This is a genomic window from Acidovorax cavernicola, assembly GCF_003581445.1.
The window spans coordinates 33294-46306 of record NZ_QXMN01000019.1; the positions used below are offsets into that span (position 1 = coordinate 33294).

Sequence of the window (13013 nt, forward strand, 5' to 3'; positions counted from 1 at the left end):
TTCACCTCCCTCCGACAGACAACAAGAACCGAACGGCTTTTCCGATGCGTCCGACCTCTTTCACGCACGCCGCGCCCCTCGCGCGCTGGCTGTTGCCCCTTGCGATTTCCGCCGCGCTCGCGGCCTGCGGCGGTGGAGGCGGCGGTGGCGTCGCGTTTCCGCCGATCACCGGCGGCAACCCCACGCCACCGCCGGCCAGCACGCCCAACGAAGGCAAGAGCGGCCCCAAGGCGCTGATCGTCGAGATCGACGGACTCACGCACGCGGCCCTGCGCGAAGCCATCGCGCAGAAGAAAGTGCCGGCCGCGCTGCAGTCGCTGCAGCTCGCTCCCGCATGGACCGGCGGCACCGATGGCGCGCTCAGCGAGCAGCCCACCACCGACGGCCCCGGCTGGGCCACGCTGCTGACCGGCACCTGGGTGCCCCGTCACGCCGTGCGCGCCGACACCGTGGACCAGCGCATCGACGTGAAGCTCGCACCTTCGGTCTTCGCCTTCGCGAAGCAGAAGAAGGACGCGAACTATCTCACCGCATCGGTCACCGCCAACACGCTCTATCCGAACCTGCTGCTCGCGGAAACCGGCACGCTCGACACTGCCGTCGATTGCGCCGGCGCCGATGCCTGCGTGACCGCCAACACCACGCGCCTCATCGGCGCGGGCTACGACCTGCTGGTGGCGCAGTACAGCGCGCCCGCCGCCGCGGCAACCAACGGCCTGCGCAGCGACGCCTACCAGCGCGCCGTCTCCGACACCGCCACCGCCGTCGGCCAACTGCTCACGCGCATCGCGCAGCGCACCGCCAACGATGCGAAGGAAGACTGGCTCGTGATCCTCACGACCGGCCACGGCCTCGACGCCTTCGGCGGCGTGACCAGCCTGAAGGACATCGACAACAAGACGGTCTTCATCGCCAGCAACAAGACCCTGCCCGCACTGCCCGCCGTCGGCGCCGCTTCGCCGGCCGACGACAACGCCCTGCGCCAGTCGGCCGCCGCGACCGACATCGCGCCCACCGTGCTGCGACACCTGGGCGCACTGCCCGCCACCGCGGCCTACAACTTCAACGGCCAGGCCCTGCAGGCCACCACCGCCGTGCAGCAACTCGCGGCCCGCACCAGCGCCGACCGCAGCAGCATCGAACTCTCGTGGACGCTCGCGGGCGACCTGGGTGGCCCCGTGCAGGTGCTGCGCGACGGCCAGCCGATCGCCACGCTGCCGGCCGGCGCCACGCGCTACACCGACCCCGTGAAGGCCGCGGCCGACGGCCTCTACGCGTTCCAGTACACGGTTGCGGCCGGCGGCGCGAGCGTCTCGATCTCCGCGCAGATCGCCTATGTGAAGGTCGGCCTGCTCAACCTCTTCCCGCTCGATGCACTGCCGGCCCTGGACGTCAACGGGACCGCGACGCTCGCGCCCATGGCCGCGGATGCCGATGGCGGTTCGCTCGTGGCCGACGACAACTTCCAGCCGCCCTATCGCGTCCAGGCGCTGCGTGTGGACAGCCGCATCAAGAACGCGAGCGGCATGGCCGGCTACAAGCTGCTGCAGACGCGCGACGTGACCTCCGCGCCGGCAGTGACCGCCTTCACCTTCGGCTTCTGGCTGCGCACCGACGCCACCTGCAGTCAGGGCGTGAGCAACGGCGCATCGGTCATCGCCAACAAGAACTACGACAGCGGCAACAACGCGGGCCTCGCGCTCGGCTTGTTCAGCAACTGCGAGCTGCGCTTCAACACCGGTACCGGCAGCGGGCGCGGCGAAATCAGCGGCAAGCACTTCCTGAGCGCGGGCCGCTGGGCCTACGTCGCGATGGTCGTCGACAAGGCGGGCAAGAACATGAACGGCTATGTGTTCGACCCGGTGAAGGGCACGCAGACCGGCAGCGTCGCGCTCTCGAGCGCACTGGTCGCCGCGCTCGGCGGACTTGGCAAGGGCCTTGCGCTCAACGAGGACGCCACCGGCCTGTACTACCAGCGCTGGTCGGCTTCGCCGCGTGGCGCGATGGACTTCAACGACTTCGCGATCTGGAACCGCGCACTCACGGCCGAAGAACTCACGGCCATCTACACGTCGGGCCAGCCGCTGTCGGCGCTCGCGCCCTGACCACTTTCGATCACCCCGATCTCCACGACATCACAAAGAGGATCACCCCATGTTGCTCCAAGCTTCACTCCCCACGCGCCTGCTGGCCGCATTCATCCTGGCCTGCACGCTGTCCGCCTGCGGCGGCAGCGACAACGGCGGCGGTGGCTTCCCCGGCTTTCCGCCCGGCACCGGCACGACGCCCCCGCAACCCCAGCCCGAAACCGGCGTGAAGCCCGAGATGCGCTGCGCACCGTGACCCGCGACTTCATGACACGCCACGACAAGACCATGAATTCACGCCGCAAATTCCTCACGGGCACCGCCACCACCGGCGCCGCCGCCCTCGCGCTCTCGGCCTTCCCGCCGAGCATCCGCCGCGCGCTCGCCATTCCCGCCAACAACAAGACCGGCACCATCAAGGACGTCGAGCACATCGTCATCCTGATGCAGGAGAACCGCTCGTTCGACCACTACTTCGGCACGCTGATGGGCGTGCGCGGCTTCGGCGATCGCTTCACCATTCCGCTGCCCAACGGGCGCAGCGTCTGGCAGCAGGGCGACGGCAGCGGCGACGTCATCCCGCCCTACCACCTGGACCAGACCAAGGGCAACGCGCTGCGCTCGGGACAGACGCCGCACGACTGGAGCGACGGCCAGAACGCCTGGGACGGCGGCCGCAACTGCAACTACCAGTGGCCGCGCTACAAGAGCACGCTGTCCATGGGCTACTACAAGGAAGCGGAGCTGCCCTACCAGATGGCGCTGGCCAATGCCTTCACGCTGTGCGACGGCTACCACTGCAGCATGCACGCGGGCACCAACTCCAACCGCATGTTCGCCTGGGCCGGCAGCAACGGCCCGACCGGCGCCGGCGTGGCCACGGTCACCAACGAGTGGGACGACAGCTACACCCCGCCCTCGACCAGCGGCTATGAGTGGAAGACCTTTCCCGAGCGCCTGCAGGCGGCCGGCGTGAGCTGGATCGTGTATGAAAACATGCGCGACAACTTCGGCGACAACCCGCTCACCGGCTTCAAGCAGTACCGCCAGGCCAGCGAGGCCTCGGGCAAGCCGGTCACGAACACCGGCACCGTGCCAGCCTACGACCCGGCCAGCGACGACGCCGGCAACCCGCTGTACAAGGGCATCGCCAACACCATGCCCGGCGCCAACGTGGAGGAGTACCTCAACACCTTCCGCAACGACGTGAAGAACGGCAAGCTGCCGCAGGTGTCGTGGATCGTCGCGCCCGCCACCTACTCCGAGCACCCCGGGCCATCGAGCCCCGTGCAGGGCGCCTGGTACATCCAGCAGGTGATGGACGCGCTGACCGCCGTGCCCGAGGTGTGGAGCAAGACGGTGCTGTTCATCAACTTCGACGAGAACGACGGCTTCTTCGATCACTACCCCTCGCCCTCCGCTCCTTCGATCAACCCCGACGGCACCGCTGCCGGCAAGACCACGCTCAGCGATGCGCAGGTCGCCTTCGAGTACCACAACTACCCGGCGCCGCCCGGCACCAGCCGCCAGGCGAACTATCCGCCGGACGGCAAGGTCTTCGGCCCGGGCAAGCGCGTGCCCATGTACGTGGTCTCGCCCTGGAGCCGCGGCGGCTGGGTGAACTCGCAGGCCTTCGACCACACCTCGGTGCTGCGCTTCGTCGAGGCGCGCTTCGGGGTCGCGGAGCCCAACATCAGCCCGTTCCGCCGCGCCGTGTGCGGCGACATGACCAGCGCCTTCAACTTCGCCAACCCGAACAACGAGGCACTGCCCCAGCTGGCCGGACGCAAGACCCTGGACGAGGCCAACCAGCAGAGCAAGTCGCAGGAGTTCGAGGCCGACGGCAAGACCAAGCGCGCGGCGGTGCCGCTGCCCACCGATCCGCAGCTGCCCCGCCAGGCCGCCGGCACGCGCCCCTCGCGCGCGCTGCCGTACGAACTGCACGTGAGCGCGCGCAACGACGCCACCAGCGGCAAGGTGCGGCTGCTGTTCGCCAACACCGGCAAGGCCGCGGCCGTCTTCCACGTGTACGACAAGCTCAACCTCGAGCGCCTGCCGCGCCGCTACATGGTCGAGGCCGGCAAGACGCTGGACGACACCTGGAACGCGATGGTCGACAACACCGGCTTCTACGACCTGTGGGTGCTCGGCCCCAACGGCTTCCACCGGCATTTCCGCGGCGACCTGAACAGCCTGCGCGCCGGCGATGCGCCCAACCCCGAAGTGCGCGTGTGCTACGACATCGCCAACGGCAACGTCTACCTGCAGATGCTCAACGGCGGTCGCACCGCCTGCAAGTTCACGGTGCGCCCCAAGGCCTACCGCACCGACGGCCCATGGACCGCGACCGTGGCCGGCGGCACCACCGCCGAGCAGCACTGGGACCTGGCCGCCAGCGGCGCCTGGTACGACTTCGAGGTGACCTGCGATGCCGACACCAGCTTCTACCGCCGCTTCGCGGGTCGCGTGGAAACCGGCCGGCACTCGGTGAGCGACCCGGCCATGGGCACGACCGGCGCCTGAGCGTGGCACGAAGACATCACCACGCCATGACTTCCCGTCGCAACTTCCTCACCGGCACCGCCACCACCGGTGCCGCCGCGCTCGCTCTCTCGGCCTTTCCGCCGAGCATCCGCCGCGCACTGGCCATTCCGGCCAACAACAAGACCGGCACGATCAAGGACGTCGAACACGTCGTGATCCTGATGCAGGAGAACCGCTCGTTCGACCACTACTTCGGCACCCTCGCCGGGGTGCGTGGCTTCGGCGACCGCTTCGGAATTCCACTGCCCAAGGGCCTCAACGTCTGGCAGCAAAGCGATGCCAGCGGCAAGGTGATCCCGCCTTACCACTTCGACAGCCGCAAGGGCAATGCGCAGCGCGACGGCGGCACGCCGCACGACTGGGACGACAGCCAGAAGGCCTGGGGCGGCGGCCGCATGCACGAATGGGCGCGCTACAAGACGCCCAAGGCCATGGGCTACCACAAGCAGACCGAGATCCCGTTCCAGTTCGCGCTGGCCGATGCCTTCACGCTGTGCGACGCGTACCACTGCGCGATGCACACCGGCACCGACGCGAACCGCTCGTTCCACATCACCGGCACCAACGGCCCGACCGCGCAGGGCGTGGCCTTCGTCACCAACGAGTGGGACTGGCTGGACGCCACCCCCAGCAAGGTCGACACCGGCTACACGTGGAAGACCTATGCCGAGCGGCTCGAAGACGCCGGCGTGAGCTGGATCTGCTACCAGAACATGCCCGACGAATGGGGCGACAACATGCTCGGCGCATTCCGCCAGTTCCGTCGCGCCAACCGCGCGTCGCCCTACCCGGTGACGAGCGGCTACTACAAGGCGCCCTTTTCCGACACCGGCCAGACACTCCCCTTTCACGCCTACGACGCGGCCAGCGACAACCCGGGCAATCCGCTCTACAAGGGCATCGCCAACACGCTGCCCGGCGACAAGCCGGAGGACTACCTGGATGCGTTCCGTCGCGACATCAAGGCCGGCCGCCTGCCGCAAGTGAGCTGGATCAACGCGCCCTCCGCCTACTGCGAGCACCCGGGCCCGTCCAGCCCGGTGCAGGGCGCGTGGTTCATTCAGGAAATACTGGATGCGCTCACCGCCGTGCCCGAGGTCTGGAGCAAGACCGTGCTGCTCGTCAACTTCGACGAGAACGACGGTTACTTCGACCATGTGCCCTCACCGTCGGCCCCGTCGCTCAACCCCGACCTGACGCCGGCCGGCAAGACCACACTGGCCGCCGACGACCTGAAGCACGAGTACTTCACGCAACCGGCGCCCGATGGCAGCACCTCGCAGCCCAAGCCCGACAACCGCGTGTTCGGCCCCGGCCCGCGCGTGCCGCTGTATGTGATCTCTCCCTGGAGCCGCGGCGGCTGGGTGAGCTCGCAGGCCTTCGACCACACCTCGGTGCTGCAATTCCTTGAAACGCGCTTCGGCGTGAAGGAGCCGAACATCTCGCCGTTCCGCCGCGCGGTGTGCGGCGACCTCACGAGCGCCTTCAACTTCGCCACGCCGAACACCGAAGCCCTGCCCCAGCTCGCGGGCAAACAGAGCCGGACTGACGCCGAAGCGTTGAGAGCCACGCAGGAGTTCGACGCAGGCGGCAAGAAGCGGCCGCCCATCGCGCCGCCCGCCGATCCGCAGTTGCCGCGCCAGGCCACCGGCACGCGGCCTTCGCGCGCCCTGCCCTACGAGCTGCACACGAGCGCTCGGGCCGACGCGCTCACCGGCACCGTGAAGCTGATCTTCTCGAACACCGGCAAGGCCGCCGCGGTGTTCCACGTGTACGACAAGCTCAACCTCGATCGCCTGCCGCGCCGCTACATGGTCGAAGCCGGCAAGACGCTGGACGACAGCTGGGCCGCGGCGACCGACAACAGCGGCTTCTACGACCTGTGGGTGCTCGGCCCCAACGGCTACCACCGCCACTTCAAGGGCGACCTCGGCCGTCTGCGCGCGGGCGGCGTGGCCGCGCCCGAAGTGCGCGTGTGCTACGACATCGCCAACGGCAACGTCTACCTGCAGATGCGCAACGACGGCAAGGCCGCCTGCAAGTTCACGGTGCGCGCCAAGGCCTACCGCGACGACGGCCCGTGGACCGCGACGGTGAACGGCAGTGCGCAGTCCGAGCAGCACTGGGAGCTCGCCGCCAGCGGCCAGTGGTACGACTTCGCCGTCACCTGCGATGCCGACCCGGCCTACTACCGCCGCTTTGCCGGCCGCGTGGAAACCGGCAAGCACACGGTCAGCGATCCGGCGATGGGCTTGCCCGACCTCTGAGGACGCATGCATGATCCCCCCGCGCCCGCCAGCGGCGCGGGGGAATTCATGCACGCCAAGGTCATTCGGTACTTCGTCGAGGTGGTCCGCGCGGGCTCGATCCGCAAGGCGGCCGAGCAGCTGCACGTGGTGCCCACGGCCGTCAACCGGCAGATCCTGAACCTCGAGGAAGAACTGGGCGCGCCGCTGTTCGAGCGCATCCACAACACGCTCAAGCTCACGCCCGTGGGCGAAATCGTGCTGGCCCATGCGCGCGGCACGCTACGCGAGTTCGATCTCGTGCGCCAGCGCATCGAGGACGTGCGCGGCCTGCGCCAGGGCGAGGTCACGCTGGCCACCACGGCCGGCCTGGCCGACGCCTTCCTGCCGGCCGTGGTGCAGCGCTTTCGCGCCGCGCACCCCGGCATCCAGCTGAAGCTGCTCGGCCTGCCCATCGCGGCCGTGCTGCGCAGCGTGGCCGAAGGCGATGCCGACCTGGCACTGGCCTACGACGTGCCTGGCACGGCCGGCTTCCGCACGCTGTTCAGCAGCGAGTGGCCGATCGGTGCGGTGGTGCCGCCGGGCCATCCGCTCACGGCACATGCGACCGCCGTGCTGGCCGAGTGCGTGGGCTACCCGCTGATCCTGCCCGCGCCCTCGCTGTCGATCCGGCCGATCCTCGACGCGGCGTTCGAGCGCTCGGCCATCCGCGTGTCGCCGGTGGTCGAGACCACGTCCACGGCGCTGATGCGCCGGCTGGTGCGCGACGGCGCCGGCATCACGCTGCTCAACCGACTGGACGTGGACGAGGAGCGCAACGACGGCACGCTGGTCTTCGTGCCGCTGCGCGACACCACGCTGGACGCCCAGACACTCACGCTCGAGACCCGCGCCGCCCAGGCGCCGAGTGCCGCGGCCGAGCTGTTCGCGAACCACGTCGTGGCCTGCCTGGACGACCTGCTGGCGCCCTGAAACGGCCCCTGGCCGACCGTCCACTTTTTGTGCACAGGGCGCGTCATTTATTGACTTTGCATGCGCGAAGACATCGCTCCTAGACTGCCGCGCCGGTTCATCGGCAGGAAAGGTTCCCATGTCCTCGAACGATAAAAAGACCCCCGCAGGAGACGGCGAAGGGGTCGACCAGAAGCTTCCGCTCGCCCGTTGCGGCGCCTTGAGCCTGCAGCACGTGCTCGTGATGTACGCGGGCACGGTGGCGGTGCCGCTCATCGTGGGCGGTGCGCTCGGCCTCTCGAAGGCCGACATCGCGTTCCTCATCAACGCCGACCTCTTTGCCGCGGGCATCGCCACGCTGGTGCAGGCCATCGGCTTCTGGCGCTTCGGCATCCGCATGCCGGTGATGATGGGCGTGACCTTCGCGGCGGTCGGGCCGATGATCGCCATCGGCATGGACCCCTCGCTCGGGCTGCCCGCGATCTACGGCGCGACCATCGTGGCGGGCGTGTTCGGCATGCTCGTCGCGCCGCTCATGGGGCGGGTGCTGGGCGTGTTTCCGCCGCTCGTCACGGGCACGGTCATCACGCTGATCGGCGTGTCGCTCACGGGCGTGGCCATCAACTGGGCCGCGGGCGGCCAGCCCACCGCGACCCGCATGATCGACGGCGTGGCGCACGCGGTGGCCAACCCGGCCTACGGCGATCCGGCGAACCTGGCCATTGCCGCGGCGGTGCTGGCGGTGATCATCGCGATCACGCGCTTCGGCAAAGGGCTCATCGCCAACATCGCGGTGCTGCTGGGCATCGTGTTCGGCGTGGGCGTGTCGCTGGCGCTCGGGCGCATGCACTTCGACGGGCTCGAGGAAGCAGGCTGGGTCGCCTTGACCACGCCCTTTCACTTCGGCCTGCCGCGCTTCGAGCTCACGGCCATCGCCTCGATGTGCATCGTGATGCTGATCACGCTGGTCGAGTCCACCGGCATGTTCCTCGCACTGGGCGAAATCACCGGCCGCAAGGTGACCACCGACGCGCTCACACGCGGCCTGCGCGCCGACGGGCTGGGCACGGTCATCGGCGGCGTGTTCAACACCTTCCCCTACACCTCGTTCTCGCAGAACGTGGGACTGGTCACGGTGACGGGCGTGCGCTCGCGCTACGTGGCGGCCGGTGGTGGCCTGATGCTGATCGCGCTGGCGCTCTTTCCGAAGGTCGCGCACATCGTGGCCTCGGTGCCGCAGTTCGTGCTCGGCGGCGCGGGCATCGTGATGTTCGGCATGGTGGCGGCCACGGGCGTGCGCATCCTAGGCACGATCGACTATGCGCACAACCGCCATGCGCTGTATGTGATCGCCATTTCCATCGGCCTGGGCCTCGTCCCGACGCTGTCGCCGAACTTCTTCCAGCACTTTCCCGCCTGGACCCATCCGCTGACGCACAGCGGCATCGTGCTGGGCACGCTGGCCGCGGTGCTGCTCAATCTTTTCTACAACGGCGTGCTGTCGAAGGAACGCTCCTTCGCGATGGCGGCGCGCACCTCGCACGGAACCGAATGACCCTCCAGACTTCCTCTTCCCCAATTTCTCCATCGCAGCAGCGGCTGCTGATCGTCCGGCACGCCGACGTGCTCGTCACCATGGACGCCGCGCGGCGCGAGATCGCCGATGGCGCCGTGGTGATGGACGGCCCCGCCATCGCGTGGGTCGGCGCCACGGCCGAGCTGCCGCTTCACTACCTCGACGCGCTGCGCAACGGCCAGGCCGAAACCATCGACATGCACGGCCATGTCGTGATGCCGGGGCTGGTCAACACGCACCACCACATGTACCAGAGCCTCACGCGCGCCGTGCCCGAGGCGCAGGACGCCGAGCTCTTCGGCTGGCTCACGAACCTGTACCTGCTGTGGGCGCGGCTCACGCCCGAGATGATCCGCGTGTCGACGCAGACCGCCATGGCCGAGCTGATGCGCTCGGGCTGCACCACCACCAGCGACCACCTCTACCTGTTCCCCAACGGCGCGCGGCTCGACGATTCGATCGAGGCGGCCGACGCCATGGGCATGCGCTTCCATGCGGCGCGCGGCAGCATGAGCGTGGGCCGCAGCGCCGGCGGCCTGCCACCCGACGAGGTGGTGGAGACCGAGGCCGCGATCCTGCGCGACAGCGAGCGGCTCATCGACCGCTGGCACAACCCGGCGCGCCACTCGATGCGCCGCATCGTACTCGCGCCCTGTTCGCCGTTCTCGGTGTCGCGCGACCTGATGCGGCTGTCGGCCGAATTGGCGCGCGAACGCGGCGTGTCGCTGCACACGCACCTGGCAGAGAACGACAACGACGTGGCCTACTCGCGCGAGAAGTTCGGCATGACGCCGGCCGAGTACGCCGAAGACCTGGGCTGGGTCGGCCACGACGTGTGGCACGCACACTGCGTGAAGCTCGACGACGCCGGCATCGCGCTCTTCGGGCGCACCGGCACCGGCGTGGCGCACTGCCCCTGCTCGAACATGCGGTTGGCTTCGGGCATCGCACCCGTCGGGGCGATGCGGCGCGCGGGCGTGCCCGTGGGCCTGGGCGTGGACGGCAGCGCGTCGAACGACGGCGCGCACATGCTGGGCGAAGCACGCCAGGCCATGTTGCTGCAGCGCGTGGGCTACGGCCCCGCTGCCATGACCGCGCGCGAAGCACTGGAGATCGCCACCATCGGCGGTGCCCGCGTGCTCGGGCGCGACGACATCGGCGCGCTGGCGCCGGGCATGTCGGCCGACCTCGTGGCCTTCGACGTGCGCGGCGTGGACCACGCGGGCGCCTGGCACGACCCGGTCGCGGCGCTGGTGTTCTGCACGCCGGTGGCGGCCTCGCTGAGCGTGATCGACGGCGTGGTTCGCATCCGCGACGGTCGCTTCACCGGCGTCGAACTGGCACCGCTGCTGGCGACGCACCGCGATCTGGCGCGCACGCTGTACGAGTCGGCGCGGCATCCGCACACGGCCTGAGCCCCTGTCCCCGGCCGCGCCGGGGGCGCTCTTTTTTTGAGCACCTTCGGGGTAGGCAGCAACCCTCATTGCCAACGCCGGAGCCCCTCCGCAGAATCCGCCCACGAAAAAGAACGAGCGTTCTATTTGGTGGCGGGACATCCCGTCGGCCTTCCCAAGATTCATAACGACAGGGATTTACCGATGAAGCGCAGAGACATCCTCAAATGGTCCGCCTCGGCGGGCGGCCTGGGCCTGCTGGCCGGCAAGACCTCCACCGCCTCGGCGGCCCTGCCGGTGCTCAAGCCCACGCTGCCGCAGAAGATCGACCCGATCAGCGCCACCTTGCGACGGCTCGAACTGGTGGGACGGCAGGCGGCCTATGTCTGGACCGAATCGCACATCAACCTGGCTGGCGTGCCGATGGGCGCGGTGGTGCCGCCGACCGAGTTGCCGGCGCTGGAGCACCAGCTCAAGACGATTGCCAAGGCCCTGGAGGCCGTCACCAATTTCGCGGCCTCGTTCGCCACCAGCGCGCTGGCCTCGGGCAGCCTGCAGTCGCTGGACAACCTGCGCACGCGCCTGGCGGGACTGCAGGCCAGCTTCGACCAGCTGCTGTCCGCCAACGGCGGGCTGGCGACGCTGCCCGCTGCGGCGCTGGCCCTGCTGGGCACGCTCACGGGCACGGCGGGCGACATCGCCACGCAACTGAAGCAGATCCACCACGACCTGCTGTCGCAAGGCCCGCTGGGCGCGCTGAGCGGGCCGAAGACGGTGGCGCAGTACGACGCGCTGTTCGTCACCATCGAGAAGCCGGCCCTCTCGCAGCTGCTGCACGACAACGACCTGTTCGCGGCCATGCGCGTGGCCGGGCCCAACCCGATGCTGCTGCAGCGCGCGACAACGCTGCCCACGAAGTTCCCGCTGGGCGACGCGCAGTACCGCCAGGTGATGGGTGCCAACGACAGCCTCGCCGAGGCGGCCGCGTCGGGCCGGCTCTACCTGCTCGACTACGAAGGCCTGGGCGACATGGCGCCCATCGGGCCGGTGAGCAAGCCGCTCACGGGCACGGCCTACATCCACGCGCCCATCGCCCTGTTCGCGCGGCCCAAGACCGGCCGCTCGCTGGTGCCGGTGGCGATCCAGTGCGGGCAGGACCCGGCGCTGAGCCCGATCTTCCTGCGCGTGGACGACACCGCCGACACCGGGGCCTACTGGGCCTGGCAGTCGGCCAAGACCGCCGTGCAGGTGGCGGACTTCAACTACCACGAGATGTTCGTGCACCTCGGCCGCACGCACCTGATGTCGGAGGCCTTCGCGATGGCCACGCAGCGCCAGCTGGCCACCGCGCATCCGCTGAGCCGGCTGCTGTCGCCGCACCTGGAAGGCGCGATGTTCATCAACGAGGCGGCGACGCTGATCATCATGGCGCCGCTGACCACGGGCGATGTGATCCTCACCGCGCCCATCGAGACGCTGCAGCAGCAATGCGGGCGCGACCGGCTGGCCTACGACTTCTACGAGCGCATGGTGCTGCCCAACGACCTGCGCACGCGCGGCGTGGACGACGCGGCGGCGCTGCCCGACTACCCGTACCGCGACGACGCGCTGCTGGTGTGGAACGCCATCGCGCAATGGGTCGGCGACTACGTGGCGGCCTACTACCTGAGCGACGGCGACGTCACCGGCGACTACGAACTCAAGGCCTGGGCCACCGAGCTCGCGACCAGCGGCAAGGTGCACGGCTTCCGCCCGATCACCACGCGCACGCAGCTGGTCGAGGTGCTGACCGCGATCATCTTCAACGCCAGCGCGCAGCATGCGGCGGTGAACTTCCCGCAGTATTCGGTGATGACCTATGCGCCCTTCAGCGCGGGCGCGGGCGGCGTGCCCGCGCCGACGGGCACCGCGGGCCAGAGCGAAGCGAGCTGGTCGCAGATGCTGCCGTCGCGGCTGGCGGCGCAGGAGCAGATCCTGCTGTTCCACATCCTGGGCGGCGTGTACTACCGGCCGCTGGGCGAGTACAAGGACAACGTGTTCCCGCACCTGCCGGTGCTGCTCGATCCGGCCATCGCCGCGCAGGGCGGGCCGCTGGAGCGCTTTCGCAACGCGCTGGCCGGCATCGAGGCCACCATCCGCCAGCGCAACACCACGCGCACGCGGCCGTACGAGCACCTGCTGCCCAGCCGCATCCCGTCGAGCACGAACATCTGAA

The 13013-nt window shown here is 69.3% G+C and carries 8 protein-coding genes; all 8 read left to right on the forward strand.

The genetic code is table 11. The annotated features are described in order from the left end of the window. Nucleotides 1-44 precede the first annotated feature (44 nt). The 8 genes from D3H34_RS16205 (at nucleotide 45) to D3H34_RS16240 (ending at nucleotide 13012) form a co-directional block, all read left to right on the forward strand. Nucleotides 45-2105, forward strand: a complete 2061-nt coding sequence (locus D3H34_RS16205; RefSeq protein ID WP_119554728.1) for a LamG-like jellyroll fold domain-containing protein — start codon at nucleotides 45-47, stop codon at nucleotides 2103-2105. Between the two features lie 49 nt (nucleotides 2106-2154). Further along, nucleotides 2155-2343, forward strand: coding sequence for a hypothetical protein (locus tag D3H34_RS16210; RefSeq protein ID WP_205736735.1), 189 nt, complete (start codon nucleotides 2155-2157; stop codon nucleotides 2341-2343). A 32-nt stretch (nucleotides 2344-2375) separates the two neighbouring features. Next, nucleotides 2376-4610, forward strand: coding sequence for a phosphocholine-specific phospholipase C (locus tag D3H34_RS16215; protein ID WP_119554852.1), 2235 nt, complete (start codon nucleotides 2376-2378; stop codon nucleotides 4608-4610). A gap of 26 nt (nucleotides 4611-4636) precedes the next feature. Beyond that, entirely contained in the window at nucleotides 4637-6898 is a 2262-nt protein-coding gene (locus D3H34_RS16220) for a phosphocholine-specific phospholipase C (RefSeq protein WP_119554730.1), read from the forward strand. 48 nt (nucleotides 6899-6946) lie between these two features. Next, on the forward strand, nucleotides 6947-7849 hold the full coding sequence (locus tag D3H34_RS16225) for a LysR substrate-binding domain-containing protein (RefSeq protein ID WP_119554732.1): 903 nt from the start codon (nucleotides 6947-6949) through the stop codon (nucleotides 7847-7849). 118 nt (nucleotides 7850-7967) lie between these two features. Further along, nucleotides 7968-9383: a nucleobase:cation symporter-2 family protein gene (locus tag D3H34_RS16230; protein WP_119554734.1), complete on the forward strand. Its 1416-nt coding sequence runs from the start codon at nucleotides 7968-7970 to the stop codon at nucleotides 9381-9383. Next, nucleotides 9380-10819: an 8-oxoguanine deaminase gene (locus D3H34_RS16235; RefSeq protein WP_119554736.1), complete on the forward strand. Its 1440-nt coding sequence runs from the start codon at nucleotides 9380-9382 to the stop codon at nucleotides 10817-10819. Before D3H34_RS16230 ends, D3H34_RS16235 begins: the two co-directional genes overlap by 4 nt. A gap of 183 nt (nucleotides 10820-11002) precedes the next feature. Further along, nucleotides 11003-13012, forward strand: coding sequence for a lipoxygenase family protein (locus tag D3H34_RS16240; RefSeq protein ID WP_119554738.1), 2010 nt, complete (start codon nucleotides 11003-11005; stop codon nucleotides 13010-13012). Nucleotide 13013: the final 1 nt, after the last annotated feature.